Origin of the sequence: Archaeoglobus fulgidus DSM 4304 (assembly GCF_000008665.1) — an archaeon.
In the GTDB taxonomy this organism is placed as follows: domain Archaea; phylum Halobacteriota; class Archaeoglobi; order Archaeoglobales; family Archaeoglobaceae; genus Archaeoglobus; species Archaeoglobus fulgidus.
In genome coordinates this window covers 1,539,289-1,566,142 of the sequence record NC_000917.1, presented here as the reverse complement: position 1 = coordinate 1,566,142, position 26,854 = coordinate 1,539,289, and the positions used below count along the sequence as shown (strand labels likewise).

Annotated in this window: 24 protein-coding genes; 12 read left to right on the top strand and 12 right to left on the bottom strand. The window is 49.9% G+C overall.

Going from position 1 to position 26,854, the window contains the following annotated elements:
- Positions 1-14: 14 nt before the first annotated feature.
- Positions 15-953, top strand: a complete 939-nt coding sequence (locus tag AF_RS08765; protein WP_052270489.1) for a hypothetical protein — start codon at positions 15-17, stop codon at positions 951-953.
- On the opposite strand, the gene pyrE is transcribed toward AF_RS08765, so the two are convergent.
- Positions 912-1,448, bottom strand: coding sequence for an orotate phosphoribosyltransferase (pyrE, locus tag AF_RS08760; protein ID WP_010879237.1), 537 nt, complete (start codon positions 1,446-1,448; stop codon positions 912-914). The two genes, AF_RS08765 and pyrE, sit on opposite strands and share 42 nt — an antisense overlap.
- A complete protein-coding gene (locus AF_RS08755; RefSeq protein ID WP_010879236.1) occupies positions 1,442-1,981 on the bottom strand; it encodes a CDP-2,3-bis-(O-geranylgeranyl)-sn-glycerol synthase in 540 nt (179 codons plus the stop codon). The genes pyrE and AF_RS08755 overlap by 7 nt, the downstream gene beginning before the upstream one ends.
- An 89-nt stretch (positions 1,982-2,070) precedes the next feature.
- On the opposite strand from AF_RS08755, the gene AF_RS08750 reads away from it, so the two are divergent.
- Positions 2,071-3,177, top strand: coding sequence for a hypothetical protein (locus tag AF_RS08750; RefSeq protein WP_010879235.1), 1,107 nt, complete (start codon positions 2,071-2,073; stop codon positions 3,175-3,177).
- On the opposite strand, the gene AF_RS08745 is transcribed toward AF_RS08750, so the two are convergent.
- The gene (locus AF_RS08745; RefSeq protein WP_010879234.1) at positions 3,158-4,372 is read right to left on the bottom strand and encodes an NAD(P)/FAD-dependent oxidoreductase; all 1,215 of its coding nucleotides are present in this window, start codon (positions 4,370-4,372) and stop codon (positions 3,158-3,160) included. The two genes, AF_RS08750 and AF_RS08745, sit on opposite strands and share 20 nt — an antisense overlap.
- A gap of 69 nt (positions 4,373-4,441) precedes the next feature.
- Here AF_RS08745 and AF_RS08740 point away from each other — a divergent pair, with 69 nt between their 5' ends.
- Both AF_RS08740 and AF_RS08735 read left to right on the top strand, forming a co-directional pair.
- Positions 4,442-6,370 carry a thioredoxin domain-containing protein gene (locus tag AF_RS08740; protein WP_010879233.1) on the top strand — a complete coding sequence of 643 codons (1,929 nt, stop codon included), beginning with the start codon at positions 4,442-4,444 and terminating at the stop codon, positions 6,368-6,370.
- On the top strand, positions 6,310-7,620 hold the full coding sequence (locus AF_RS08735; protein WP_010879232.1) for a hydroxymethylglutaryl-CoA reductase, degradative: 1,311 nt from the start codon (positions 6,310-6,312) through the stop codon (positions 7,618-7,620). The genes AF_RS08740 and AF_RS08735 overlap by 61 nt, the downstream gene beginning before the upstream one ends.
- Positions 7,621-7,622: 2 nt before the next feature.
- On the opposite strand, the gene AF_RS08730 is transcribed toward AF_RS08735, so the two are convergent.
- Together AF_RS08730 and AF_RS08725 are read right to left on the bottom strand one after the other, a co-directional pair.
- A complete protein-coding gene (locus tag AF_RS08730) occupies positions 7,623-8,615 on the bottom strand; it encodes an ABC transporter permease (RefSeq protein WP_143274448.1) in 993 nt (330 codons plus the stop codon).
- Positions 8,608-10,221, bottom strand: a complete 1,614-nt coding sequence (locus tag AF_RS08725; RefSeq protein WP_048064447.1) for an ABC transporter permease — start codon at positions 10,219-10,221, stop codon at positions 8,608-8,610. The genes AF_RS08730 and AF_RS08725 overlap by 8 nt, the downstream gene beginning before the upstream one ends.
- Positions 10,222-10,293: 72 nt before the next feature.
- On the opposite strand from AF_RS08725, the gene AF_RS08720 reads away from it, so the two are divergent.
- From AF_RS08720 to truA, 4 genes are read left to right on the top strand one after another with little or no spacing between them, the layout of a single operon-like run.
- Entirely contained in the window at positions 10,294-10,476 is a 183-nt protein-coding gene (locus tag AF_RS08720) for a CooT family nickel-binding protein (protein ID WP_048064446.1), read from the top strand.
- On the top strand, positions 10,476-11,495 hold the full coding sequence (locus AF_RS08715) for a type II glyceraldehyde-3-phosphate dehydrogenase (protein ID WP_048064727.1): 1,020 nt from the start codon (positions 10,476-10,478) through the stop codon (positions 11,493-11,495). The genes AF_RS08720 and AF_RS08715 overlap by 1 nt, the downstream gene beginning before the upstream one ends.
- A gap of 21 nt (positions 11,496-11,516) precedes the next feature.
- Positions 11,517-11,828: a hypothetical protein gene (locus AF_RS08710; RefSeq protein ID WP_010879227.1), complete on the top strand. Its 312-nt coding sequence runs from the start codon at positions 11,517-11,519 to the stop codon at positions 11,826-11,828.
- Positions 11,828-12,622 (top strand): tRNA pseudouridine(38-40) synthase TruA, encoded by a 795-nt coding sequence (gene truA, locus AF_RS08705; RefSeq protein ID WP_048064445.1) that lies wholly within the window; start codon positions 11,828-11,830, stop codon positions 12,620-12,622. Before AF_RS08710 ends, truA begins: the two co-directional genes overlap by 1 nt.
- Here the strand turns inward: truA and AF_RS08700 are convergent.
- The 3 genes from AF_RS08700 to AF_RS08690 form a co-directional block, all read right to left on the bottom strand.
- Positions 12,600-13,532 carry a cell division protein gene (locus AF_RS08700; RefSeq protein WP_010879225.1) on the bottom strand — a complete coding sequence of 311 codons (933 nt, stop codon included), beginning with the start codon at positions 13,530-13,532 and terminating at the stop codon, positions 12,600-12,602. The genes truA and AF_RS08700 overlap by 23 nt on opposite strands.
- A gap of 42 nt (positions 13,533-13,574) precedes the next feature.
- Positions 13,575-14,645, bottom strand: a complete 1,071-nt coding sequence (locus AF_RS08695; RefSeq protein WP_010879224.1) for a glycosyltransferase family 4 protein — start codon at positions 14,643-14,645, stop codon at positions 13,575-13,577.
- Positions 14,646-14,722: 77 nt separating this feature from the next.
- Positions 14,723-16,045 carry an NAD(P)-dependent malic enzyme gene (locus AF_RS08690; RefSeq protein WP_048064444.1) on the bottom strand — a complete coding sequence of 441 codons (1,323 nt, stop codon included), beginning with the start codon at positions 16,043-16,045 and terminating at the stop codon, positions 14,723-14,725.
- Positions 16,046-16,173: 128 nt separating this feature from the next.
- Here AF_RS08690 and AF_RS08685 point away from each other — a divergent pair, with 128 nt between their 5' ends.
- Positions 16,174-16,935, top strand: coding sequence for a Ku protein (locus tag AF_RS08685; RefSeq protein WP_048064443.1), 762 nt, complete (start codon positions 16,174-16,176; stop codon positions 16,933-16,935).
- Positions 16,932-17,873 (top strand): non-homologous end-joining DNA ligase, encoded by a 942-nt coding sequence (ligD, locus tag AF_RS08680; RefSeq protein WP_010879221.1) that lies wholly within the window; start codon positions 16,932-16,934, stop codon positions 17,871-17,873. The genes AF_RS08685 and ligD overlap by 4 nt, the downstream gene beginning before the upstream one ends.
- Here ligD and AF_RS08675 read toward each other — a convergent pair.
- The 4 genes from AF_RS08675 to AF_RS08660 form a co-directional block, all read right to left on the bottom strand.
- Entirely contained in the window at positions 17,870-18,787 is a 918-nt protein-coding gene (locus tag AF_RS08675) for an ADP-ribosylglycohydrolase family protein (RefSeq protein WP_010879220.1), read from the bottom strand. The genes ligD and AF_RS08675 overlap by 4 nt on opposite strands.
- A 26-nt stretch (positions 18,788-18,813) precedes the next feature.
- Positions 18,814-19,230: an Lrp/AsnC family transcriptional regulator gene (locus tag AF_RS08670; RefSeq protein WP_010879219.1), complete on the bottom strand. Its 417-nt coding sequence runs from the start codon at positions 19,228-19,230 to the stop codon at positions 18,814-18,816.
- A 36-nt stretch (positions 19,231-19,266) separates the two neighbouring features.
- On the bottom strand, positions 19,267-22,698 hold the full coding sequence (gene polC, locus AF_RS08665; protein ID WP_010879218.1) for a DNA polymerase II large subunit: 3,432 nt from the start codon (positions 22,696-22,698) through the stop codon (positions 19,267-19,269).
- A 186-nt stretch (positions 22,699-22,884) separates the two neighbouring features.
- Positions 22,885-24,471 carry a sensor histidine kinase gene (locus AF_RS08660; RefSeq protein WP_010879217.1) on the bottom strand — a complete coding sequence of 529 codons (1,587 nt, stop codon included), beginning with the start codon at positions 24,469-24,471 and terminating at the stop codon, positions 22,885-22,887.
- 182 nt (positions 24,472-24,653) lie between these two features.
- Here AF_RS08660 and AF_RS08655 point away from each other — a divergent pair, with 182 nt between their 5' ends.
- Both AF_RS08655 and ilvN read left to right on the top strand, forming a co-directional pair.
- Complete coding sequence (locus tag AF_RS08655; protein ID WP_010879216.1) at positions 24,654-26,312, top strand: acetolactate synthase large subunit; 1,659 nt, start codon at positions 24,654-24,656, stop codon at positions 26,310-26,312.
- A 9-nt stretch (positions 26,313-26,321) separates the two neighbouring features.
- Positions 26,322-26,801, top strand: a complete 480-nt coding sequence (gene ilvN, locus AF_RS08650) for an acetolactate synthase small subunit (RefSeq protein ID WP_010879215.1) — start codon at positions 26,322-26,324, stop codon at positions 26,799-26,801.
- Positions 26,802-26,854 lie beyond the last annotated feature (53 nt).

Genomic DNA, 26,854 nt, shown 5'->3' with positions numbered 1-26,854 from the left:
CGTACTATACCAAAATGTACGCTGCTGAAAAGATAAAAAGAGTTCTGGAAAATGCAAAGGAAGAGGGAGTTTTACAGAGCGAGATACCTCGCCTTACCGGTTTATCGAAATCAACAGTTTCTGAAACACTCTCTATGCTTGAAGATGTGAAGGAAGTTGTCAGAAAGAAGGTTTCCGGAAAGTCCTACAGAGTCTGGCTTGCGAAGTACTCTCCCGAACCTTTAAGTGGTGTGGTAAGAGTGGGGATTTTGAGGGCCAGCGAGTATCCGAGAGTGATGAGGGCCTCAAAGAAGCTCAATGCGCATATAAGGGTTTACGATAGCAGCATCGAAATCACAAAGGACCTCGTTTACGGTTTCATCGACATAGCAGCTTCTCCGTTCATAACTCAAGCGGTCTTTGGGATCCTTATGAAAAACATCACAATTGTAAGAAAGGTGGCTCTAAACGGAGGGGGACTCGTTTTCTCAGGTATAAGCTCCGATTACTGGGGCTGCTCCGAATTCTCAACCATGGAAAGAAATTTAAGGAAATATCTCGAGTTGAAAGGGCTAAAGGGCTCCATAAGGTATTTCAGAGGCCCTGAAAGCATGATAAAATCCCTGGGGGAGTTGAGGGCGATAGCGATATGGGAGCCGTACTTCACAATGCTTGAGGGAAAAAAGGAGGCCTTCAACGAGCACATTGGGGATTACCTCTGCTGCACCCTTGCCGTTAACAACAACTTTAGCGAGTGCAATTCAGACTTGCTGGAAGAATTTATCAGGGAGTTCGACAGGGCGAAGGTGGGAAAGAAGGATGGAAAGGTGTTGGCAGAGTTAATCGGCTTCCCTACCGAGGTGGTGGTGAGGTCTTTCGAGAGCTACGATTTCTACCCAGACCAGGAGTTCAAAAAAGAGGAGCTTGAGGAGCTAAGATTCGGTGGGCTGGATGGAGTCGTGCGCCTCGATTAAGTCGCTGAGCTTAAGAAGGCTCATGAAATTCCTTCCTGACTCCTCCCTATCAACAACCGCGATAATGGCCGCTACGCTCGCACCGCTCTCCTCAACTCTCCTCGCTGCCGAGAGGGCAGAGCTGCCGGTGGTTATGACATCTTCCACAACCACAACTTTCTCCCCTTCTTTCACTTCCCCAATTCTGTCGCCCTTGATGCCGTAGTCCTTTTTCTCCTTCCTGAAAATAACGAGTGGTTTTTTCATTTTCAGCGAAAGCGCGACCGCTATGGGCACACCACCAAGCTCAACGCAGGCAATTCTGTCAAATTCCAAGTCTTTCAGCTTTGCCGCCATGCCTTCAGAAATCATCTCAAGGATGTCGGGGAAGGTGGAGGCGAGCTTCACATCGACGTAAACTCTGCTCCTCTTGCCTGAAGACAGCACAAAGTCACCGAACTTCAGCGCTCCGACCTCTATCATTCTCTTGACTAAAGCATCAGCCAACATCACCACGGCACCTCCTTTAGATTCAGCCTGTAGGCAATATAGTTTATCCCCATATGAAGGGCGGGTGTGATGATGACAGCCAGAGCGATGATTTCAGCCGTAAACAGCTTCCAGAAGGGTGGATAAAGCGAGGCGATAAGCAGGGCAACGAGAAGAAACATAAGCTGGTCAACGATTAAAAATCTCGAGCCCCTTTCGTAACCGAATCTCCTCTTGATGAAACTTCCGCAAAGGTCTCCAAACATAGCCCCGAAGGCAAGGAGAAACGTAAGCGTGAAAAACTCGTTAAAGGGGAGAGAAGAGTAAATTGCCAATCCCGAAAGCTTCTCAATTGCATACTGAAGATTGGCCGTCAAAACTCCACCCGCAACGCCCCCAACGAATCCCCTCCATGTTTTACCGTCCCCGAGTATCCTTTTTCCATCAACAAAGGTCTTTCCAAAATCTATCGGCGTTCCGCCGCCAACAAGAACGGCGAAGTTGTTGGGGGTGTAGCAGGGGAGAAGAAGCCAGATTGTTTTGAGAATTAAATCGAGCATGCATGCTGTTGGTGTCGGATTTTAAAATTTTTACATGGCGGTTCAGCTAACGAAACAAAAAACAAAATTAACATCCCCACAAAACTTCAATGATGTTCCTTAGGCTGCGAGAGGAAATTGCCAGAAATCTCAGAAATTCAGGAGTTAGAGCTGTCTCGCCCTACAAGGTAGGAATTGGATGGATTGACTTAGCCATCCCTCGAAAGAGGATTGGCATTGACATATTGGATGGAAGCTACGAATCCTGTGCGGAGAGACTCAGCTCCCACCCCTTCAGGGATGTGATAATAGTTGACTCCGTCGAAGAGTTCTGCAAGGAGTTTGGCATTCCCGCTCCCGAGCTGAATGACGAGGAGCTTGAAGCTCCCTCTGCATACGTAAAGGCCATTGAGGATGCTCTGGCTTATCTTTACATCACAGGCGAGGTTTACGAGAAGGAAATTGATTACAGACCGCTGAACTCAACTTTGCCAGACCTGAAAAGGTTCGGTTATGCTGTCTCATATTCAAAGCCAAAGCTCAATCCACAGATGTTCGTATGCCTCACTCATGACGGCTACACAGCAGCGAAAAAGGTAGTATTGAGGAGAGTCGAGCTGTTCGAGAAAAGACTCAGAAAGCTTTCAACTCCAGAAAACTACATAATCGCCCTTGGCATGTCTGCAGGCCTGAAGGTTTTTAAGACGGCTGATCTGGAAGACTACGACCTCAAATCTCTCCTCAGCTTTATGCGGAAGCTGAGCGAGGAAAGGTTTGCTGTTGACGAAGCTCTGCACCCAAAAACAGCTCTCTGCAGATTTCTTGTTGATACCGCATTAAACGGAAAGGCAGTGAAGCTCGCTCAAACTCTAAGCAAGCTCGGTTTGGCCTTCAAGGTTAAAAAATACTCGCCCTTCGGACACTACCTCGGAGAGGAGTACAGAATTGCAAGGGAGGCTGTTGAAGCATTAATGAAGTTCAGCTTTGCAGAAATCCCCAGAGATTACCTGAGGGAGTTCATGGCCCTGACGTATCCGCTCAGCCACTCCGACATCTATCCAATTCTGAGCTACTCAGGGGATTTTCTGAGAAAAGCCGAGGAGAGCGGAGTTTGCAGGCTCGAAGGCTCAAAGATAACCCTCAGCGAAAAATTTGTTGATTATGCCAAGGTCAGGCTGGCGATGCTTATTGAGAAAATTACAGAAGATCTTCCTTAACCTGCTCTGCAACCTCTTTGCCCGCCCTAATGCTTCCATTCATGCTCCTCTCCGGATAGTTCGGCCTTGAGGTCATTCCCGCAACGTAAAAGCCCTCCGCAACTCTATAGGGAGTTATCTTTCTCCTGTATCCCTTCTCGTAAATCGGCCCGCTGTACTTTGCTTTGAAGACCCTAACAAACCTCACACTCTCTGTCTTAAATCCGAGCTTTCTGAGGTCGGAGAGGAAGAGCTTCTCTATCTCCTTATCGCTCAGATTGAAAAGCCAGCCGTCTGGAGTGGAGTAGGCTGCCAGATACATGAGGTGGATGCCGTAGTCCTCGAAGGGCATGAAGTTCGTGTGCTCAATAACCGCCCCGAAGCTCATCTTATCAGCGATGTTCGTCCAGTAGATGTTCTCAGTCAGTGTCTCCTCAGCCCCAATCAGGGCGCAGACGGAGCTCTGGTATCTGACTTCCGGAATTCCGAGCTTCTCTGCCAGCTCGCCAAGCTCTGAGAGGGGGGCTGTGTACACAACAGCATCAAAATCCTCACCATTCACGTCCCATCTGGCATTTTTCCTGATTCTCGCCCTTTCTCTCCTTATCTCCAGCCCCTCGGCCATCTTATCCACAAGCTGCTGGAACCCGTGCCTTATGTAGCCTATCTCCTCTCCAGAGTACTTCCTGTTGCTCCTTATCGCAACCCTCCCAAGCAGCCATGCGTAGCTCACCTTCTCAGCATTCTCCCCAAACTTCGACCTCAGGAGGGGCATGAAAAAGCGCTCAAGCAGCCCTTCTCCAAGCTCTTCCCTTATCCCCTCACTTACACCAACATCATCAAAATCCTCATAGTTCAGCTTCCTGCTCTTCAGAGTGAACCTCGCAAGCCTGATTTTTTCACCAAAGGTAAGGAGAGGATAGCGAAGAATTTCAAAAGGAGTGTTGAGGGGGTAAATTTTACCGTTGGCAGCAAATCCAGTCTTTGCTATCTTCCACACAAGCTTCGACTTCAGCCCGCACCTCTTTATCTCCTCAAGCAGGAAGGCGTCATCCCTGAAGCAGTGGTGGTAGAACTTCTCGATGCTGAATTCCCTGAAGGTTGCCACAAGCCCTCCCACGTCATCAGGCTCAAAGACCACAACTTTGGCATGCTCTGCAAGCTCCTTCGCCGTCTTGAGCCCTGTAAGCCCCGCTCCAACCACAGCAATTTTCATCAAAAAGCGTTTTTTCAGGCCATATTAAAACTTCACCATCTTTATAAAGTTGCGTAACAATGTTTTTTGATGGTCAATCGTCTAATCAACTCCCGTAGCCCCTATCTACGCAAAGCCGCAAATCAGCCGGTTGAGTGGTTTGAGTGGGGAGAAGAGGCTTTTGCAAAGGCAAAGAAAGAAGATAAGCCTATTTTGCTCTCCATAGGTGGTGTCTGGTGCCACTGGTGCCACGTGATGGCGAAAGAGAGTTTTGAGAATGAAGAGATTGCTGAAATGATTAACAGGAACTTTGTGGCCATAAAGGTGGACAGGGATGAAAGGCCCGACATCGACAAGAGGTATCAGGAGTTTGTAATGGCCACCACAGGAAGCGGTGGGTGGCCGCTAACAGTTTTCCTTACCCCTGATGGCAAGCCCTTTTTCGGGGGGACATACTTTCCTCCCGAAGACCGCTATCATCTTCCCGGATTCAAAACTGTGCTGAGAAAAATTGCGGAGATGTGGAGGCACGACAGAGAGAGGCTGCTGAAATCTGCCGAGGAGCTTACAGAAGCTGTAAGGAGGTATGCTGAGGGCAGCTTTAAAGGGGATGTTGATGAAAAACTGCTTGATAAGGGAATTGAGGCAGTTCTGGATCAAACGGATTACGTTAATGGTGGATTCGGCTCAGCCCCAAAGTTTCATCACGCCAAGGCCGTTGAGCTTCTCCTTACTCACCACTTTTTCACTGGAGATGAAGAGGTGCTGAAGGCTGCAGAGATAACGCTCGATGCAATGGCGAGGGGCGGAATCTACGACCACTTGCTTGGTGGCTTCTTCAGATACTCCACCGATGCGAAGTGGGTCACACCGCACTACGAAAAGATGCTCTACGACAACGCCGAGCTGCTTTATCTCTACTCCATCGCCTACGCCTTAACAGGAAAGAGGCTTTACCAGAAAATTGCCGATGGGATTGTTGAATATTACAGAAAATTTGGCTGCAGCAATGAGGGGGGCTTTTACGCCTCACAGGATGCGGACATAGGAGAGCTCGACGAGGGGGGTTACTACCTCTTCAGCGACAGAGAATTGAAGGAAATTCTCGATGAGAGGGAGTTCAGGATAGCTACCCTTTACTACGACATTCAGGGAGAGAGAAAGCTTCCCCGAATCTTCCTTACCGAGGAGGAGATATCAAAAATCCTCGGAGTTTCTGTTGAAGAGGTGGAGAGGGCTGTTAATTCCGCAAGGAGGAAGATGCTGGAGTTCAGGGAGCAGAGGGAGATGCCCTACATCGACACCACCATCTACGCTGGATGGAATGGATTGATGATTGAGGCATTGTGTATGCACCACAAGGTTTTTGGGGATAATTGGAGCCTTGAAATGGCAGAGAAAACGGCCAACAGGCTGCTAAAGGAGTTTTGGGATGGTAGGGAGCTTCTCCACACTCATAACGTAGAAGGGCTCTCGGAGGACTACATCTTCTTTGCCAGAGGGCTTCTGGCCCTCTTTGAGGTTACGCAGAGGCACGAATACCTCGAAAAGTGTTTTGAAATTGTTGATTCAGCGGTCGAAAAATTCTGGGATGGCGAAGATGGGGGCTTCTTCGACTCTGAGAGGGCTGTGCTTGGAATCAGGCTTAAAAACTTCCACGACAGCCCAACTCAGTCAGTGAACGGCTCAGCTCCACAGCTTCTTTTAGCCCTCAGCGCCATTACTGGAGAGAGAAGGTACGAGGAGCTTGCGGTTGAAGGCCTCAGAACTTTCGCTGGATTGGCCAGAAGGTTTCCCTTCTCCTCCGCTTCCTACTTGCTCAGCCTTTACACCTTCATTAAAGGAGTTTACGTTGTCAAAACGGAGGAGCACTTTGAAAGTGCCCTTAAACTCTTCAGGCCCTTTAAATTGGTTATAAAGGAATACGTTGATGGAATAATGGTCTGCGAAGGAAACACATGCAGGTTCTTAGACTCGACCGAAGACATTATAAATCAGGGAAGATTAGAAGAGCCATGAGTTCTCGCATTCCCGGATTTTACAAGCTCAGCGTGGAGGAAAGGCTGAAGAAGGTTGCTGAATTCGCTGGATTGAGCGATGAGGAGGTTAAAGCAGTTTTATCTCAGGGTTTGCCCCTCGACGTTGCTGACAGGATGATTGAGAACGTTATCGGCACCTTTGAGCTTCCGCTGGGCATAGCCACCAATTTCCTGATTGATGGGAAGGATTACCTCATCCCGATGGCCATTGAGGAGCCAAGTGTTGTTGCCGCAGCAAGCAACGCAGCCAGAATGGCGAGGGAGAGCGGTGGATTCACCACAGACTACACCGGCTCGCTCATGATTGGCCAGATTCAGGTTACAAAGCTTCTCAACCCAAATGCGGCGAAATTTGAGGTTCTCAGGCAAAAGGATGAAATTATAGAGAGGGCCAACGAATGCGACCCGATGCTCGTAAACCTCGGAGGGGGCTGCAAGGATATAGAGGCGAGAGTCATTGACACCATAATGGGGAAGATGCTCATAGTCCACTTAATTGTTGATGTAAAGGATGCCATGGGGGCAAATGCGGTAAACACGATGTGCGAGAAGGTTGCTCCCTTCATTGAGAGAATCACTGGAGGGAAAGTTTATCTCCGCATCATCTCGAACCTTGCAGCCTACAGGCTGGCGAGGGCGAAGGCTGTTTTTGACAAAGATGTTATCGGCGGAGAGGAGGTTGTTGAGGGGATCATGCTCGCCTACGCCTTTGCAGCAGCTGATCCCTTCAGATGTGCCACGCACAACAAGGGAATCATGAACGGCATCTCAGCCTTGATGATTGCAACGGGCAACGACTTCAGGGCTATTGAGGCTGGAGCCCACAGCTACGCTGCTATTGGCGGCTATAAACCCCTCACTACCTACGAGGTTGACAGGAAGGGGAATCTGGTTGGAACGATAGAGATTCCAATGGCTGTGGGGGTGATTGGGGGGGCAACGAAGGTCAATCCGCTGGCAAAAATCTCGCTGAAGATTCTTGGAGTAAACACTGCCGAGGAGCTGGCGAGAGTAGCTGCAGCTCTCGGCCTTGCTCAGAACTTTGCAGCTTTAAGGGCTTTGGCAACTGAAGGAATACAGAGGGGGCACATGGAGCTTCACGCCAGAAACCTCGCCATAATGGCCGGTGCAACAGGAGATGAGGTTGACAGGGTTGTTGAGATAATGGTCAGGGACGGAAAGATAAGGCTGGACTACGCCAAGGAGGTTCTGGAGAGGTTAAGAAGCTGAACTCACTTAATTTTTACCAAGAGCGGCGAAACTGCAAGAAGCAAGAAGGCCAGAACGGAGAATGCTGCGGCAACAGCAGGTTCTATCTCTGCCCCTGCCGCAGCCCTTCCAACCATCACAGCCGGGCTTGCGTACTTCGTAACCATCAGCGGCAGTGAGCCCGCAGCGAGAATGGAGAATAGGAGCTGCGCCCTCTCCCTGTCCCTGAACTTCGCTGCCATGATGTAGCCCAACGCCACGAAAAAAGCTGCGATGAAGACGGATAGAGCAAAGGTCAGCAGAGGGTTTGCGATGTCAACCCTGTTGGCTGCGAGAAGCAGAAGCCAGAGCGCTGTGACGGTGGAGGAGAAAAGCATCGGCGACGCCACCTTGGCCATCGAAATTTTGAAGGGTGAGAGGGGTGTGGAGAGCAGCACTTCCAGAGAGCCGCTCTGTATCTCCTCACAAATCGAGTCGATCGTCATTCCCGCAGCCACGACGGCAGTTGTGATGCTGAGGAGAGGGATTAGGATTAGGTAGATGAACTTGAATACCGTGGACGACCCTGATGGAAGGTCTTTCTCCCTGCCTCCAGAGAAAACCCTCACGTCGAGATTCGGAACGCCGTAAGCGTCTCTCAGCTTCTCTTCATATTCGGTGAGCAGCTTTTTAACGTAGCTCAGAACCTGAGCGGCCTTTATCTCATCGTCGGGCACCAAAATGTCAACGTACTTGATACCGTTTAAATCGGTTACAATCAGAACCGCATCAACCTTCCCGCCTTTGAAGAGCTCCATGGCCGTTTTCTCGTCGTAACAGCTCTCAATGAAGCACTCCCCCACAACCGCAACCTTAGAGCTGCCGTAGTAGCCGAGGTAATCGGGGTTGTAGAGCATTATCAGCCCGAAGGTTATGACTGATGAGATGCCCGCAACAAACACTATCAAAAAAACGATGCTGACGAAGGTTCTCTCCCTGAACATCAGCCTGATGTCCTTTTTTACCAGCTCAAACAAGGAGCATCACCACCGTATGGTCGTAGATGGCATGCAGGATTGCCGCCAGCATCAGCGCCCTTCCGTATCCGAACTTAGCAGTAAAGGCGATGAGCAGAGCGGTTGCTATGTGGAGAATTAAGGGAAGAACGAGGAACTGCCCGAGAAAGGCTATGCTGTACTCCTGAAGGACGTTGAAGAGGATTAGAAACTTCTCACCCGCAAAGAAGCCCAGAGCTGTGAAAAAGGCTCTGCGAGCGGTGGGCGAGGAGAAAATGATGAGTCCCTTTATGAGCTCCTCAACCGCCGCAACGCAGACGAGCAGGGCTGGAATCATGAGCTGCCGCGGAAGGACAAAAATCATGAAAACTGCAAAGAGTTCGGCCATGAAGGCGAAGGATATAGACAGAAAGGCCAAGATGAATGCTGCAGAATCGCTGGTTACGCTCAGCCTCGAAATCTCAACGAGTTTCTGGAAAATCTCCTTTCCATGGGCAATGTCCGGATTGAGGGCCTTCATGCTGAAGTAAAGCAGCATCGAGGCCATAATCAGGTAGTGGGCGAATGAAAGGGAGAGGTCTGTCAGGTTTATCTCCTCTCCCTGAACGCTCGCTATCAGGAGCGTGATGGGTGAGATTTTTGACAGGGGTATTGCAGTTGAGAACACCGCAGGGATGAATGCGTAGATCGTAATAAGGAGAGAAACGACGAGGAGGAGAAAGGTTGCCTCTCTGTAGCTTCTCGAAATCATCACCACGAACGTTTGAGCGGAGAAAAGCAGGAGGATTACGGGGATGGCGAAGAGAAATGCCAAATAGCTCCCCAGATACACCGATACGGCGAGGGAAGAAAGAAGGGAGAAAAGAAGGTAGGGCAGAATCTTCCCGAAAATCAGGTCTGATCTGCTTATCGCGGACAGCAGAACCTCAAGCCTCCTGAGGAGCTTGTCCTCAAGCAGGGAGGACGAGAAGACCTGAACGGCGAAGTAAGATGGAATAACGAAGAGGAAAGCCAGAACCATTCTGTCAACGAGGCTCGGTGTTTTAATGTCCTCAGGAGGTACGTAAGAGGATTTTTCAACCTGTGTGACATTTGCCGTCATCTCACCACCCGTTACAGTCGTTGCTGCAGGCGTTTTTGAGGCGGATTCGCTGGTTTGCTTTGACCCCTCCGACCCGTTTACGTTTAACTGCCCGCTCTCCGTTTCATTCTTCACCCCACCGCCTTCTGCCTTCGTCCTGGGAGGTGTTATCTTCGACGGGTTGAGGTAAACAACGCTAACCCTCACGGGATGTGCCAACTCTCCAAACTCAGCCTCTATCCTCTTTCTGTGCTCCTCCCTGAGGTATTTCAAAAGCTCATCTGCGGCTGCAAGGCTCTTGTCGTTCTGCCCTACAAACAGCTTACCATCATACAGCACGACGTCAGAATCTTCCGAGAGCTTGAACGTCCCAAGGTCCACCCTCACGTTGGCTGTGTAAATCCCCTTATCGGAATCGATACCGGTTAAAACAGAGGCGTATCCCATTGCTGCTGAGAACATTGCAGCAAGCAGAATTAGAAGCAAGCTCCTCGCCCCGTACCTCTTCCTCGACTTTTTTAGTTCGAACTTGGCGACCTTCAGCACAAAAACTGTGATATTATCTGGAATTTTAACGTTTGGGGGAAATAAGATAAAACCTTGCACCAACACTTCATCATGTGTGAATCGAAGGTCTTTTTGGCAGGCCGGGAGGAGCCGCTGATGGAGGATGTGGTGAGAATCGTCGTTGAAGGGGAAAAAGTAAAAATGTGGGACATTCTGGGAGATTACAGAGAGGTAAGAGGTAGAGTTGTTGAGATGGATTTGGTTGGGCACAAAATAATACTGGAGGGAGAATGATGAAGGTTAAGGTGGCGATAAACGGTTACGGAACCATCGGAAAGAGAGTGGCTGATGCAGTCAGCCTTCAGGACGATATGGAGGTTGTCGGAGTTACCAAAACCCGCCCAGACTTTGAGGCGAAACTCGGCGCCAAAAGGTATCCTCTCTACGTGGCCAAGCCCGAGAACGTGGAGCTTTTCGAGAGGGCGGGGATCGAGATTCAGGGAACAATAGAGGATTTGCTGCCAAAAGCCGACATCGTTGTCGACTGCAGCCCGAACAAGGTTGGGGCGGAAAACAAGGCGAAGTATTACGAGAAAGCGGGCATAAAGGCGATATTCCAGGGCGGGGAGAAGAAGGACGTTGCCGAGGTCTCCTTCAACGCGCTGGCCAACTATGATGAGGCTGTTGGGAAAAGCTACGTAAGGGTTGTGAGCTGTAACACCACCGGTTTGACGAGGCTCATTTACATGCTCAAAACGAACTTCAGCATCGGCAGGATTAGGGCGACGATGCTGAGAAGGGTTGTCGACCCGAAGGAAGACAAGAAGGGGCTCGTCAACGGAATCATGCCTGATCCGGTTGCGATTCCATCCCACCACGGGCCGGACGTCAAGACTGTTTTGCCCGATGTTGATATTGTAACAACAGCATTCAAGCTCCCCACAACGCTTATGCACGTCCACTCCCTCTGCGTTGAGATGAGAGAAGCGGTCAAAGCAGAAGACGTCGTGAGCGCTCTCAGCGAGGAGCCGAGAATCATGCTTATTTCCGCAGAGGATGGCTTCACCTCAACGGCAAAGGTAATCGAGTTCGCGAGAGAGCTCAGGCTCAGGTACGACCTCTACGAGAACATCGTTTGGAGGGAATCGATCGGCGTTGATGGAAACGACCTCTTCGTAACGCAGGCGGTGCATCAGGAGGCTATTGTTGTTCCGGAGAACATTGACGCCATAAGGGCCATGTTCGAGCTTGCGGAGAAGGAGGAGAGCATAAGGAAGACGAACGAGAGCCTTGGAATTGGGAAAGTTTTTTAAAATTTTTACCTCACTTTTGCCATGGATATTCAGACGAGAAAGTCGATACTCTGGGACGCCTTTGAGGAGCTGAAAACAAGGTGGGGTGCGGACGAAAAGTTCCTCGAGAGGGTTGAAGAGGAGGAGCTTACCGTTGACGGCCTGCCAGAGAGCAAGGTTAGAGATTTGATTGAATTGAGGGAGAAGTACCAGCTCGACGAGCTTGAGTTTCTATTCATCGTCGGCACGGCAGTTGGTCTTTATCAGGGGCAGAAGCAGGTTAAGGAGATACTGCAGAGGAGAATGAGCGCACTTAACGAGTTCGTTTCGTCTCTCGTCGGGAGAGAGCTGTGATGAAGTTCGCGTTCAAGATAGCGTACTTCGGTGACAACTTTCACGGAAGTCAGTTTCAGCCCGACCAAAGGACGGTTGAGGGAGAGGTAATCAACGCCCTAAGAAGGCTCGGAGTTGAGAATCCGAGGCTGAGGAGTGCCGGGAGAACTGATGCCGGAGTTCATGCCTACGGCCAGGTCATTTCCTTCTACTCCGAGGACAAAATCTTTCCGAGAATGCTGAACGCTGAGCTTCCCGAAGACATAACAGCATGGGCGTGGGCGAAGGTTTCCGAGGACTTCGACCCGAGAAGGGCGAAGAGCAGAGTTTACACATACGTTATGTACGGCTCGGACTACGACATTTCTGCGATGAGAAAGGCTGTTAAAGAGCTGATCGGCGTCCACGACTTCTCAAACTTCACCAAGAAATTCGGAGAGGGAGAGAGCTGCGTTAGGGAAATTATTAGCGCCGACATTAGAGCGGACAGGGAGTTCATAATCTTCGAGATTGAGGGGAACGCCTTTACCTGGAACATGGTTCGCTGCATAGTGACGGCAATAATGGAGATCGGAAAGCAGCACAGAAGCATTGAGTGGTTCAGGGACCTCCTGAACCCGGAAAAGCACAAGGAGAGGGTCGAGCCCGCTCCACCTTACGGTCTAATCCTGAAGGATGTCAAATACGACGACGTGGAATTCGAAATCGACGATTACGCCTTTAAAACACTCCAGTCAAGAATCGAGGACAGAATAATTTACCACGGTACGATTTTCAAGCTGTTCTCCCTTTTCAGGCAAAGCGGAATTTCCTGATTCCTGAGAATATTAAAACGGCGGAAACTTTCCTCGAACCGGGAATTGGATAGTCCCCGTACCTCACAACGATATCCCTGTTGATGTTCTCTATCATCGCTATTGAGGAGAAAAGCCCCTCCATTGTCAGCTCATCAGGCTTACCGGCGAAGAGGAGCAATGCTGATTTGGCGTTCTCAACATCTCCGTTGATGCTCACGTTCTGCAGCGCTTCCTCCGTCAGCTCTATCATTCTTCTAGTTCTCACCGCCTTGAGCTCGCTGTTCCTTCTGAAAATCAGGTTCTTAAAGTTAAAGGGTATCTTTCTCTCAGCCAAGCCCGCTATGGCGAATCCGTCGGATTTCAAAGCGTTGAAGACATCGGACGTGTCAACAACTACCTCCCCAGCCACCCTCTTCTTCAAATCAATCTCGCCGGCAAGGGCAACGAGGTTCATCACCTCAAGGATTTTTCTCTCAACTCCAACCTCCCCCTCAAAGAGAATCAGAATGTCCGAAACGTCTCTGAGACTTCGAATTCGCTTCTTTATCTCCCCAATGCTCGAGGTGTCAAGTTGGGGGACTATTGCGAGGGAGATTACAGCATCCTCCGTAACTTTTCTGAGCCTCTGGCAGAGCTCGAGAGATGTTATGTAGCCAAAATCATCCTCCAGCGAGGTTAAAACAAGGCTGCCCTCAAATATTTCATAAAGAGATGTGATTTGATTCACAAACCCGCTCACGTCTCCTTTCAGCCCGTGAACGTAGTACTTCCTGTCGTCACCTATCGAAATGCTTCTCAAGTGCTCCTCATTGTTCAGAACTGCAAAGCACTTAAACAGGGGAACTCTGTTGACCTTCACGCCTTTTTTATGCAGAATTTCTGCCACCTTGGCCCCGCGCAGCCCCGAGCCTATTGTCAGCAACCTCATTTGATTTAAAATCGAAAAGGCGTTTAAAATATTTTCTTGAAGTCAAATGAGAGACTCGTACAACCTTATGAGGGACTTGACAACCACATCCCAGCTGTACTTCTCCCTTACAATTCTCCTTCCGCTTTCTCCAATCGCTTTCACCTTCCTCTCGTCGCTCAGAACTTCGTTTATTATTTCGCTCAGCCTCATGTAATCTCCCGGAGGAAAAACGAAGCCCGCCTCAGATGCAACATCCCTAACACCCGGAAGGTCAGAGGCAGCAACTGGAGTTCCGCATGCCATCGCCTCAAGAAGGACTATTCCGAACGCCTCCAGCCTGGATAATGAGGGCAGAACGAGAAGAGAAGCTCTTGAAAGGTACTCTATAACCTTTTTTCTCGGAAGGAAGCCTGTAAACTCTGCATTCACCTCAAGCTCTCTTGCCAGCCTCTCAAGCGAGCTCCTCTCCTCTCCATCACCTATAATCACGCATCTCGCTTCAACATCAACGTGCTTCATTGCTTTAAGCAAAACGTCAACCCCCTTTGTTGCCGCAAGCCTGCCGAGGAAGAGGACCGTGGGCTCCTTTTCCGCCTCAACCCCTTCGAACTCGCTTAGCTCTATGCCGTTGGGGATGACGTGGTAGTCCCTGCCTGCCAAGAGCCTCGAAGTCTCCGCGTAGCTTTTTGTCGTCGCAACAATCGCATCAGCCCGGTCAAGGGCTTCGGAAAGCATATCGTCGGTTCTTCTGATTATTAGCTTCGATAAAGCTCTCGGAATCGGAAATCTCCCGTACTTCTCGGGAATCTCTATATCGCAGTGGTAGGTTATGACGTGCGGCGATTTTCTGAGTGAGCAGGAAAAGAAGGGGGGAGGTGTGTGGGAGTGAAAAATATCGCCATCTATTTTCTCCAAGAACCTCCCGAGGAATGGTGTGATGGGAGAATAGGGAATCGGGATGCTCGGAACGTACTCAACTCTGAACGGAAACTTTTCTCTCCCAGAAGCTGTGGAGGTGACAACAACAACCTCGAAACCCCTTCTGTGGAGGTGGTGGGCAATTCTTTCAACATGAACCTCAACCCCGCCGATGTGGGGTGGAAAGTACGAACTCAGCAGAACTACCTTCATGCGCCACTTCGTAAAGCGAGATACAAATAAATTTAACTTCGGTTTGTTTCAAATCTGCTTAGAGAAAAGTAAAAAAATCAGGATGGGGGTTCCTTGATAAACCCAAGCTCGTAGAGCTTCTTTATCTTCCTCTGCGTGGCGGAAATCATCAGCTCGGCTATCTCGTAAATCTCCTCCTCCCTCAGCTCCAGCCTAGCCAGCCCGAGTTCAACCGCCTTTACGCCAACGGCTGTCGCCACCTCTGGGAACACCTCTTTTTCAGTCATTCTGGGAATTATGTAGTCCTCGCTAAGACCGTTCCTTTCAGCAAACTCTGCAAGGGCGTTGGCAGCGGCAAGGCACATCTCGTCCGTTATTTTTCTCGCTCTTACCGTCAAAGCACCCCTGAAAACTCCCGGAAAGACGAGGGAGTTGTTGACCTGGTTGGGGAAGTCGCTCCTCCCCGTCCCAACAATCCTCGCTCCTGCATCCTTCGCCTCCCACGGCCAGATTTCCGGTGTTGGGTTTGCCAGAGGGAATACGATGGCGTCATCGTTCATTTCAGCAATCCACTCCTTCTTTATGACGTCCGGACCGGGCTTGCTTGCGGCTATAAGGACATCAGTGCCCCTTATAGCCTCCTCCATTCCCCCGGTCCTTCTCTCACCGTTGGTCTCAATCGCCACCTGCCACTTGTATCCCTTCTTCTCCTTCAGGTCAGCCCTGTCTGGGTGCAGAATGCCTTTGCTGTCAACAACAAACATCTTCTTCGGATCAGCCCCTGCAGCCTTCAGCAGCCTGATTGTGGCGAAGTTGGCCGCTCCAACTCCGATTATGGAAATCTTCACCTCGCTGATGTCCTTCCCGACGATTTTCAGGGCGTTGATGAGGGCTGCAAGTGTGGCCGTAGCCGTCCCCTGCTGGTCGTCGTGCCAGACTGGGATGTCAAGCTCCTTTTGCAGCCTTTCAAGGATGTAGAAGCACTTCGGAGAGGAAATATCCTCAAGGTTTACACCTCCAAAAGTTGGTGAGATGGCTTTAACAATCTCGATAAACCTGTCAGCATCCTGCTCCGCAAGAGCGATCGGGAAAGCGTCAACCGCACCGAGGAATTTGAAAAGGAGAGCTTTGCCTTCCATAACGGGCATCGCTGCTTTCGGCCCAATGTTCCCCAAACCGAGAGTTCTTGAGCCGTCCGTGATTATTGCGATGAGGTTCCACTTGTTCGTATAATCGTAGGCCTTTTCCTCGTCCTCGGCAATTTCGTTGCAAACTTCCGCCACTCCGGGTGTGTACCATATGCTGAAGTCGTCAAGAGTTCGAATGGGAACTTTCGGGAGTATCTCTATCTTTCCCCCATAAAAAGCGTGCCATTTCTTTGCCCTTCCGTTCTGGGTCAATTCAAACACCTCTTCAATCATACAAATCTTATACGTACTATAGTACTTAAATGTTTTTACACGATACATATTTGATACTCATATTTGTATTCAAATTTATCATGTTAATGGAGAAAAGTGTTTTTTACCGAGCGCGCTTAAGATTGAGCATGAGGGCGACATGGAAGGGTAGCATATCCTTTGGCCTCGTGAACATACCGGTGAAGGTTTACAAAGCAACAACGCAGAAGGAGATTCAATTTCACCTCCTTCATTCTGCTGATGGGGGCAGGATCAGATACAGAAAAGTCTGCGAGAAGTGCGGAAAGGAGGTTTCAGACGGAGAAATCGTCAAAGGATACGAAATATCGAAAAATGAGTATGTGATTCTAACCGACGAAGACTTTGAGAAGATTCCCCTAAAATCGACGAAAAGCATAGAGATAAGGCAGTTTTTCGACCCTGCAGAGCTTGGACTGATTTACTACAGCAGCTTTTACTACATATCACCAGACAAGGGAGGAGAAAAGGCCTACTACCTGCTGAAGAAAGCTATGGAGGAGACAAACAGCATGGGGATAGGAAAGATGACCATGCGCGGAAAGGAGAACCTCGTGGCTCTAAGACCCTACGACGGTGGGATAGTTCTGGCTCAGCTGCACTACATCGACGAGGTCCGCAGCCCTCTGGAGCTTCCCGGCTGGGGCGCTGTGGCGGAAATCACCGAAGAGGAGCTTGAACTCGCCAAAAAGCTCATCCTTGCCATGAAGAAACCGCTGAAGCTGGAGGAGTTCAGAGACGAGTACAAGGAGGCGCTGATGCAGCTGATTGAGGCGAAGCTCTCCGGCAGAGAGATTGTTGTCAGCGAGGGAGTTGAAGAGGTTAAATCGCTGATTGATGCGTTGAAAGCCAGTCTTGAGGCAGTCAAATGAGCTGGTTCGATAAAAAAATCAAGCCGATGCTTGCTGTCAGGTCAAAGCCCTTCAGCAGCGACGACCACATTTACGAGGTTAAGTGGGATGGAACGAGGTGCCTCGCTTTCGTTGATGTGGAGGGAAAGAGGGTCAGGCTGCAGAACAGAAGGCTACTGGACATAACCTACCGCTACCCCGAGATTAAACTGCTGGATGCTGTCGAGAGAAACGCGATTCTCGACGGTGAGGTTGTTGTGATAAAGGACGGTAAGCCCTCCTTCCCTCTTCTGCAGAAAAGAGAGCATGTGGACAGCAGATTCAAGATTGAGATTCTCAGCAAAACCATTCCCGCAGTTTACATAGTTTTCGACGTTCTTTACTGCGACGGCTGGGTTGTGGATTTGGAGCTGATGGAGAGGAAGAAGATACTCTCCGAAGTTCTCCAAAGCAGGGGAAGGGTTGTGGTGGAGGAGTGGATTGAAGGTAAAGGGGAGGAGTTCTACAGAAAAGCGGTGGAAATGGGGCTTGAAGGGATTGTAGCAAAGAAAAAGGATGGAAGATACTTGATAGGCAAAAGGAGCAGACTCTGGAAGAAGATAAAGAAGAGGAACACACTGGACTGCGTTATAGTGGGATGGATTGAGGGAGAGGGAGAGAGGGCAAAGACCTTTGGCTCCCTCGTTCTGGCTGTTTACGAGGATGGAAGGCTTAAACATGTCGGCAACGTTGGTACCGGCTTTGATTCTGAGTTTCTGAACTGGTTCTCGGAGAGGTTGAGGGAAATAGAGGTTGCAAAGCCGCACTTCGAAATCGAGACCAAAAACGTTCACTGGGTTAAGCCGAGATACGTCTGCGAGGTGGAGTTCCTCGAGTTCACCGAAGACGGGAAGCTCAGAGCACCGGTGTTTCTGAGACTGAGAGAGGACAAAAGTCCCGATGAATGCAGGATTGATTAAGTGAGCTTAACAATTCTCATGTGCAATTCGTAGAGCTTCGTCGCCAGCTCCTCTAGGAACTCTCTGTCTTTCAGCCCCTCAAGCCACCTCTCGGGAATTGCAAATCCCTTCGCCCCTTTAATCGCCCCGCATATCGCCGCAATTGAGTCCGCATCTCCGCCGGCGTTAACGGCTTTTATCAGCGACTCTTCAAAGTCTTTTCCCGCAAAGTAGGAGTAAAAAGCCATGGGAACGACGTCGAGGGAAGATATGCTGTTTCCAAGCTTTTCGACTGCGTATTCCACATCTCTATCGGAAATCTCGTTCGCATACCTTATTTTCTCCGCAAGAAGGTTGTCGTAGGCCTCAACCCTTCTCAAAACCTCTTCGAGCATCTCCTCGTCGCTGAAATCCAGAACGTTGCAAGCTATTGCCACTGCAACCGCAACGGCACCTCCTATCGCTGCAGTTCCGGTGTGTGTAACTCTTGCGGAAATCTCCGCATACCTCTCAACCAGGTTCAGGCTGAAATGGTAAACCAGCCCTATCGGCGCAACCCTCATCGCCGCTCCGCACGTGTCGCTGAAAACTCCCGCTCTCGTCCAGTGAACACCTCTCATCAGGTTCGATATCGCTTTGGTCGAGCTCGGCCCGATTCTCCTGCTGTTGGTTTCAAGAAACCACCTCTTCAGCCTCTCTGCAAAATTTTCCGGATCGAAGTAAACGGTTTCGAGAATTGATTCGGCAAGAACGACCATTTGCTCGGTATCATCCGTCCATTCTCCCGCATTCAAATCGCCATAGGGTGAGGGAAGGAAGTCCCTTACCTCCCCGTACAGCTGCCTTATATTTTCGATTGAGAGCCCCTCAACGGGCATTCCGAGGGCATCACCAACTGCCAGGCCAAGAATGCAGTTTCTGAATTTCTCCTCCATTGCTCGAACTCTTCGCAAAGGCTAATCTACTTTACGATATCCGTTATTATTGAGGGGCAGACTCTCTTAACCCCTTCCATCTCCGCTATTTTCTGGTGAATTTCTGAAAGCTCCTGAACCGACTTTGCTATGATTTCCGCCATTATCGTGTGGTCTCCAGTGGTGAGCCAGAGCGACTTGACGCTTTCAAGGTCCTTGAGCTCCTCAACAACCTTCCAAAGTTTATCTGGGTCAACATCAACACCTGTGAGCGAGGCGCTAAGGCCAACCTTTTTGTAGTTGATGATTGCCTTGTAGCCCAGAATCTCCTCTCTTCTCTCCAGATTCGCTATTCTCTTTCTAACAGCCGCCTCTGTCACGTTTAGCTCCTTTGCAATCCTCGTTTTCGGAATCCTCGCGTTGCTTACGAGCAGCTCGATTATTTTCAAATCCTTCTCGTCCACAGGTGAGTTTTGACTTCAAACTATATATTACTATTGTCAAACGAAATCGGATATTGACACTTGCTTTTCAGTACCATTTTCGAACATAGATTTTATTTCCTGCTCGAGAAGCATTAGTCTCTGCTTGGTGTAGCTGGAAACGTTGAAGTTTTCGCAGAGAAACTTGGACAGCTCGAGATACTTCATTATGGAGCTGCTGTGCACCGTAAGCGTGAGCTTGTTACCGCACTTCAAGCACTTCCCCACAAGGGGGATTCTGCGGTACTTCGTGTTGCACCTTGTACAGCGGAACTCCTGTCTTGAGAAGGCTCTCAGGTTGCCGATAATGTCGGGCAGGAAGTGCACGTTTATAACCCTCTCGGCCACATCGTGTTCATCAACAGCTACAATCATTCTAGCGAGCTCCATCTGCCTGTAAACCTTATCCTGCATCGTTTTCAGGGATTTGTATGCGCTCTCCTTCACTCCCGCAGCAATGTTCTCCGTGTCGTGGGTGAAGAAAAGCCCGCAGAAACGGCTTTCATCCTTTAACCTGTCCTTTACCTTCTCAACGTAGTCCTCCATCTCCTTGGGGCTGGCGAACCTCATCGTAGCTTCATAGAACTCAAGAGGGTAGCGCTCCACTATGTCCATGTTGTGAACCTCCTTGTCGACCTCCCTCGGATCGACTATGGCTGTCAAAACGAGAGGTGCGTCCATCTGCCCTCCTCGCTTGTCGGGGAGGAACTTTCGAGAGAAGTTCAGCAGGCCGTCGAGCAAGAGCATGAAGCAGTCCTCATCACCGTCGCAGTTCCTCCTCTTTGCCGCGTGGAAGTACGGATGCGCGTAGCCAGCAAGAACGTCTGAGAATCCTATTATTCTGCCCAGCACCCCTGCCGAGGTGTGGGGAGCGAGTCCTATAACCAGGTGTCCGATGAGGTCTTCAACGCTTTTAGCGTTGTAAAAGGGTTCCATTTTGTAAAACTTAACCAGCAAATCGTCTATGAAGTTCGCCACCCTGAGCAGGTACTCCGCTCCACTCTTCGGCAGTATCACATCCTGCGGTTTGAGCTCAACAATCTGGTTCTCATTTTTCAGCTCCGCTCCCTTGTAGTCCCTCTCGTAACCAAGCTCCCTCAGCTTCTCAACGCTTACACCAATTTCCGCTGGTTTGAAGTGCGTTATCGGAAGGTCCGTTGCGTCGAACCTTGCCGTACCATCTTTGAACACAAAAACGCCGTGCTTGACCCTCAGTATCCCCTTTTCGAGTCTCTCTGGAATTTTCGTTTTGGATGTCATTCCCTTCACTCCTTTTATCGTATCAAAGGAGTCGTATTCGCCGAGGTTTGCTATTGCCTCCTCGTAAAGCTCCCTGAGGTCAACCTTTCTCTTCATGTACCCCTCACACTCTCTGCCACAGCTCTCGCAGACGCTTGAGGTGTTCTTCATCCTGCAGGACGGGCAGTAGTAGAGCTGCTCTGTAAGCTCACCACAAACGTCGCACTTGAGCCAGAAGGTCTCCTTTCCGCATTGCGGGCACTTCCTGATTGCAATCTCCACCTCTATTTCGCCTTTTTTCGCGTTGTAGCTCTTTGTGTAGTTTATTGCGTTCTTTATGTCTCTCGTGTTCCCTCCCGCCATGCCGACGGGGAAAAGAATGTGAGGGGGAGGGCTCATCTTCCTTTCCTTGGCCTTTTCTGGCCTTCCCATCCTCGCCCCTATCCTCGACAGGGCTTTCGGCCTTACCTTTATTCCAGAAATGCCGTTCACGATTTCAAGAACATCCTTTCCAGAAACTTCCGAAACCTTTGAGAGCTTCTCATCCAGCCCGAGGCACCTGATGAAGGCCCTCCAGGTTTCTATAACGATGAAGGACTCCCTGACCTTGTGCTCCAGAAGCAGAGCTTCCAAAATCTCCTTTACTCTGGAATCGTAGGGTAGGAGCAGCACGCTCTTTCCGTGCTTCCCCTCTATTTTCCCATTGTCCGAGACGAAGTTTCGCAGATACCTGTAATCCTCAACGCTTATGTCGTGCCACAAGTAGGTGTAATCCGGATGCAGCGGCACGTGGAACTCGTCGCACAGCTTTAAAGCCTCCTCTTCGCTTATCTTTCTGTAGTCCCCCCTCAAACCGGCCTTTTCAGCCTCCTGAATCCACCACTCGTATGTGTAGGATGCGGGAATCAGGGGGTGGTTGTTCTCAAGAAAATCGCCGTAGTTAATCAGAATTTCCCCGAGGTCGAGAATTGCCGCAACTTCCCCCTTTAAAGCCTTCGCCTCGCTCAGAGTGTTGATTTTAACCACATCCCCGTTTTTGAGCCTGACGGTCGGACCCTCAATGGTCGAGACCGGCACAACACCTCCGGCCTTTCCGGGTCTCTCAACCTTAAGCTGCGTGCCGACAGCAACAAACTCGAGAAGGTACATCGTTGCGGGGTTTACTCCGACGGTGGCGAAGCCTGAGTTTCTCGCCCTTCCGTAGCGGAGCCTGAATCCGCCCTTTCTGGACGGATGGCTAAGGACTGGTCTTCCAGCAACAATATCGGAAAGATACTTGTCCTTCGGCTTGATTACTGCCTTCTCCTCCTCACTACCGCTATCCCCTCCCCCCTTAATCAACGCATCGAGCCACTCCCAGCCCTCTATGCCAACCTCATCGACCATCTTCTTAAGCTTTGGAGCCTTTAGCGCAATCCCCTCCGCAATAACGAGTGCCATTCCTCCCCTAACTCTGTTCGTCTCCACCCTCGGCAGATTCCTGTAGCCGGAAACCTCGGCACTTTCCGTCGGCTCACCGTCGATGCATATCGGACAGTTAGAAACGATAAGCCTGATTTCCTCATCGCTCGGGAGGTACTGAAGGTTTGCAACCTTTTTGTAAAGGGGAATCTCCTCACAGTACCTCAGAATTTCCTCCTCTGTAGGCACGTACCTGCCAATTTCGGCCTTTCTCCTCACATAATCAGCAACAAGAACGGAAATAACCTGAGCCGTCCCACCAGCGCTTCTGATCGGGCCTGCATAGTAAACCCGAAGGAAGTTCTCCCTGTCGATTCTAACCCTCGCAATGCCCTCAATTGGTGCAGCCACAACACCTTCGGTCATTATCGCAACGGCGGTTCTGACGGCTTTGTCAATTGCCTCCTCCTTAGGCATTTCTCCAAACTTGCCCTCAACAATTTCGTCGGCAACCTTAAAGCAGATGAGCTCCCTGCTCAATCCCCCCTCCTCAAGCTCCATTATGCGTTTCGCCAAACCCTGCAAATTCATCAGCTTTTCAACTCTCTCCGCCATGTTCTTCGCAATCGGAATCTCAACGCTCAGCTCGGGGTCAAGCCCCTTCTTCCTTGCAGCCTCCGCAATCCTGTAAATTCTATCAAGTTCAACCATTAAGGACTCGTGATACCTTCTGATTTCCTCAATCCTCCAGAAATCCTCATTGGACTCAGATTCAAACAATGGGAAGAACCTGTCAAGAGTTGCATCCATCTTTCAACACTGAGTAACACGCAAAATAAGCTTTCTGGATGGTGAAATGAATATAATGGCTCTTTTCTATTCTTTGCCTCTCCGCAGCGAAAACCTATAATTAATAGAGATTAAAAAATTGGGGGTATGCGGGGATTGGTGCTGGTATTCCTAATCATCATTAACACATTCACCATATAAATCTTTCTAACATTTAAACACTAACTGGAAAGTTGCCGGACTGGCTGACAAAAGCCTTATCTCCCCGCCATATCTGCTCATCAGCTTTTTAACGATGTAAAGCCCCAGACCACTCCCCTTCGTGCTGAAACCCTCCTCAAAAATTCTGTCAGAAATCTCCTCGGGAATCCCACTTCCGTTGTCTGAGAAGGTAACGTAGCACTTTCCGTTCCTCTTCTCCCCTCTTATGAAGACTTTGTCCGCATTGCCGTGCCTTACCGAATTTGAAATCAGGTTGTCAAACACCGAAACCACGTTCTTGTCGGCCATAAACATCGTCTCTCCCTCAACCTCCACCTCCACATTGTACTTCTCCGCAATTTCCTCTATGATGTCTTTCAAGTCAATTTCCACGAGTTCGGCTTCGCGCCCCATTATCTCCTCAAGAGTTCTCACCCTCCTTATCAAGTCTGCAATCCTGCTGACAGACCTCTCAATGTTCATTACCATTCCATCATTCATTCCCTCCTCCTTCAGAACCTCCACGGCCAGCTGTATTGACGTGAGGTCGTTCAGAATATCGTGCCTCATCAACTTGTTTACCAACCTTAAGTTCTGGTTCAGCTCCTCAACTTCCTCAATCTTGCCTGAGATTGCATCGAGAAGCTCATTTATCCTCTTCTCCAGCAGAGTGATTTCGTCACAGCCCTCAACCTCCACCCTTCCCGCACCTTTCTCCATAATTCTGCCCAGACTCTCAGCCAGCCTCTCAACCCTGTCCACCACAGCCCTTTTAACGAAAAGGAGGTAGCCAAGAACCACCAGAATGCCAACAGCTGTACCCGCAAATGCCAAAGGCAGGTAAAGCGAGCTGAGAATTCCAAGAGCCTCCCTTTCGGCGTAAAACTCGATTGTTCCTACAACCCTTCCGCTGTAATCCTCAAGAGGAAATTCAACCAGCAACGCGCTTTCGTTCACAAATTTTACACTCTTCTCCTTTGGTACCGGCAGTATTTTGAAGCTCAAACCTGCAATTTTCGATGGGCTTTGGATAAAAGAGTCGTCCACGATTCGCGCAAAGATTAGAGTCCCAGCGTACGGGCCGGTCTCGTCGCTCCTCAGGATCGGTCTGGCCGAGAAGGCGTAAATGGAGTTATCAAACCTCAAAAAGCCCTTCTTGACGTCCAAATCGTTTCTGGCGGAGAGTTCCCTGAACCGCTCAATCAGCGGCTGAGAGGGGTTCATGGCTGTTTCGTTTTCCAGATCATAACCCTTTGCAAGCACCACCTCTCCGTTTCTGTCGAGATAGACGATATAGTTTACATTCAGAGTTGGAAAGGTTTCATCAACAAGATTTGATTCAACGTAGTCCATGTTTCGATTTAGTACGAAATTGTAAGTGTCATCCCACTCGGCCCAGTCCGCACAGAAGGAATCTATCGCATCAACCTCATGAAAAAGTGCTGAATGAACCAATTCAGCCCTGTTTAACGCGTTGTTAACGTCAATATGGTCAAACAAGGATTGAGTGGCAAAGTACAGTCCGGCGTAGATAACAATAACTGAAACGACCAAAACTCCTCCACCAACGAGCAGAACCTTTCTGGTTAACACTTTCCTACAAAGGTAAGTAGTTTTTAAAACTTAGCTTGCAGCAGTGCAATTACCTTGCCTGGGCGAACCAAAACTTTTTAAAGCGCATGCTGGTGGTGGGAGTGATGAAAAAGTTCTCTGGAAAAGAGTTCATTGTAGTACAGCTTTTACTTCTTTTCTAAAGGAGTTAGAGGTGGTTTTAAATGCGTGCTGCTGATGCCATTGTCAAGGCTTTGGAGATGGAAGGTATAGAGGTCGTGTTTGGAATACCCGGAGGTGCGATTATTGAGGTCTACGATGCGCTCTACGATTCGGGAATAAGGCACATAACAACGAGGCACGAGCAGGGTGCGACCCACGCGGCAGACGGCTACGCAAGGGCGAGCGGCAAAGTGGGGGTTGCCTTCGCCACCTCCGGACCCGGAGCGACGAACACCGTTACCGGCATAGCTACAGCCTACATGGACTCCTCACCGCTCGTTGTCTTCACCGGCCAGGTTCCGACCAGCATGATCGGAAACGATGCGTTTCAGGAGGCCGACATAACCGGAATCACGATGCCCATAACCAAGCACAACTACCTGGTTACGGACACCAAAGACCTTCTGGGCACGATAAAGGAGGCTTTCCACATAGCCTCAACCGGCAGACCCGGTCCGGTTCTCGTTGACCTGCCCAAGGACATCACAACCGCAGACATAGACTTCAACTACCCCAAGAAGGTCAGCCTCCCGGGATACAAGCCGAAGCTGGAGGGGCATCCGAGGCAGATAGCGAAGGCGGCCGAGCTGATAATGAAGGCGGAGAGACCGGTTATACTTGCCGGTGGTGGGGTCATAATCTCAAACGCCTCAAAGGAGCTTGTCGAGCTTGCAGAAACAATCCCGGCCTTCGTTGTTACAACGCTGATGGGAAAAGGCTCAATTCCAGAAACACACCCGCTGTCACTCGGATTCGCCGGAATGCACGGAACGAAGTACGCAAACTACGCTTTGAGTGAGAGCGACTTGATTATCGCGGTCGGCTGCAGGTTCAGCGACAGAACAACCGGAAACGTCGCGATGTTCGCACCAGAGGCAAAGATAATCCACATCGACATCGATCCTGCAGAAATAGGAAAAAACGTCAGAGTTGACGTCCCTATAGTCGGAGATGCGAGGAAAGTCCTTGCAAAGCTTAAGAAGGCCGTGGAGTACAAGCAAAGAAAAGAATGGGAGGACAAGGTGAACGACTGGAAGAAGAGATATCCGCTGAAGTACAAAAAGGAGGGGTTCAAGCCGCAGTACGTGATTGAGCGCGCCTGCGAGATTATGCCGGACGCTATTATCACGACAGAGGTTGGACAGAATCAGATGTGGGCTGCTCAGTTTTTCAAAACCAAGTACCCAAGGCAGTTCATAACAAGCGGTGGATTGGGAACGATGGGTTTCGGCTTCCCTGCAGCGATGGGCGCACAGGTCGCGTTTCCAGAAAAGACAGTTATAGACATCGCAGGGGATGGGAGCTTCTTCATGAACATCCAGGAGCTTGCAACATGCGTCAAGTACGAGATTCCCGTGAAAGTTCTGGTTCTGAATAACGGCTACCTCGGAATGGTCAGGCAGTGGCAGGAGCTGTTCTACAGAGAGAGGTACTCTGCAACCTGCATTGGCTGCGAGAAAACGGGATTTGAAGCCATAGCAAGGGGTTTCGGTGCGATAGGCATGACCGTCGAGAAGCCTTCGGAAGTCGATGATGCACTCAAGGAGGCAAAGGAAGTCGACGCGCCGGTGGTCATAGACTTCAGAGTTGACTACCAGGCAAACGTCTTCCCGATGGTCCCGCCGGGAGCGGCGTTAAACGAGATTATCGATGAGGAGTGAGGTGGTAGCGTGAAGCACACGATAGCCGTTCTGGTTGAGAACAAGCCCGGAGTCCTTGCGAGGGTTGCGGGACTGTTCAGGAGGAGGGGTTTCAACATAGAGAGCCTGACAGTCGGCACCACCGAAAGAGATGACCTTTCAAGAATGACGATTGTCGTTGAAGGAGACGACAAGGTCGTTGAGCAGGTGATTAAGCAGCTGAACAAGCTCATTGAAACAATCAAGGTCAGCGAGATTACAGAAAGCTCTGTCGAAAGAGAGCTGTGCCTCATCAGAGTTCACGCACCTCCAGAGAAGAGGGGCGAAATTGTGGAGCTCACAAACATCTTCAGAGCGAGAATAGTTGACGTCTCCAGAGACAGCTTCATTATTGAGGTCACGGGCGATGAAGACAAGGTCTCGGCGTTCATTGACTTGATGAGGCAGTACGGCATCAAGGAGCTTGCAAGAACCGGAAAAGTGGCAATGGTAAGAGGAAACAAAAAATGAATTTCAACATTGTAATTATGAGAAAAACTTAAATATGGTAGTGTTCATTATAA

Bases quoted from the DNA above. Each gene is read 5' to 3' on its own strand.
- AF_RS08765 (WP_052270489.1), top strand. From the start codon at position 15: ATGTACGCTGCTGAAAAGATAAAAAGAGTTCTGGAAAATGCAAAGGAA.
- AF_RS08755 (WP_010879236.1), bottom strand. From the start codon at position 1,981: ATGCTCGATTTAATTCTCAAAACAATCTGGCTTCTTCTCCCCTGCTAC.
- AF_RS08750 (WP_010879235.1), top strand. From the start codon at position 2,071: ATGATGTTCCTTAGGCTGCGAGAGGAAATTGCCAGAAATCTCAGAAAT.
- AF_RS08745 (WP_010879234.1), bottom strand. From the start codon at position 4,372: ATGAAAATTGCTGTGGTTGGAGCGGGGCTTACAGGGCTCAAGACGGCG.
- AF_RS08740 (WP_010879233.1), top strand. From the start codon at position 4,442: ATGGTCAATCGTCTAATCAACTCCCGTAGCCCCTATCTACGCAAAGCC.
- AF_RS08735 (WP_010879232.1), top strand. From the start codon at position 6,310: ATGCAGGTTCTTAGACTCGACCGAAGACATTATAAATCAGGGAAGATT.
- AF_RS08720 (WP_048064446.1), top strand. From the start codon at position 10,294: ATGTGTGAATCGAAGGTCTTTTTGGCAGGCCGGGAGGAGCCGCTGATG.
- AF_RS08715 (WP_048064727.1), top strand. From the start codon at position 10,476: ATGAAGGTTAAGGTGGCGATAAACGGTTACGGAACCATCGGAAAGAGA.
- AF_RS08710 (WP_010879227.1), top strand. From the start codon at position 11,517: ATGGATATTCAGACGAGAAAGTCGATACTCTGGGACGCCTTTGAGGAG.
- truA (WP_048064445.1), top strand. From the start codon at position 11,828: ATGAAGTTCGCGTTCAAGATAGCGTACTTCGGTGACAACTTTCACGGA.
- AF_RS08700 (WP_010879225.1), bottom strand. From the start codon at position 13,532: ATGAGGTTGCTGACAATAGGCTCGGGGCTGCGCGGGGCCAAGGTGGCA.
- AF_RS08695 (WP_010879224.1), bottom strand. From the start codon at position 14,645: ATGAAGGTAGTTCTGCTGAGTTCGTACTTTCCACCCCACATCGGCGGG.
- AF_RS08690 (WP_048064444.1), bottom strand. From the start codon at position 16,045: ATGATTGAAGAGGTGTTTGAATTGACCCAGAACGGAAGGGCAAAGAAA.
- AF_RS08685 (WP_048064443.1), top strand. From the start codon at position 16,174: ATGAGGGCGACATGGAAGGGTAGCATATCCTTTGGCCTCGTGAACATA.
- ligD (WP_010879221.1), top strand. From the start codon at position 16,932: ATGAGCTGGTTCGATAAAAAAATCAAGCCGATGCTTGCTGTCAGGTCA.
- AF_RS08675 (WP_010879220.1), bottom strand. From the start codon at position 18,787: ATGGAGGAGAAATTCAGAAACTGCATTCTTGGCCTGGCAGTTGGTGAT.
- polC (WP_010879218.1), bottom strand. From the start codon at position 22,698: ATGGATGCAACTCTTGACAGGTTCTTCCCATTGTTTGAATCTGAGTCC.
- AF_RS08655 (WP_010879216.1), top strand. From the start codon at position 24,654: ATGCGTGCTGCTGATGCCATTGTCAAGGCTTTGGAGATGGAAGGTATA.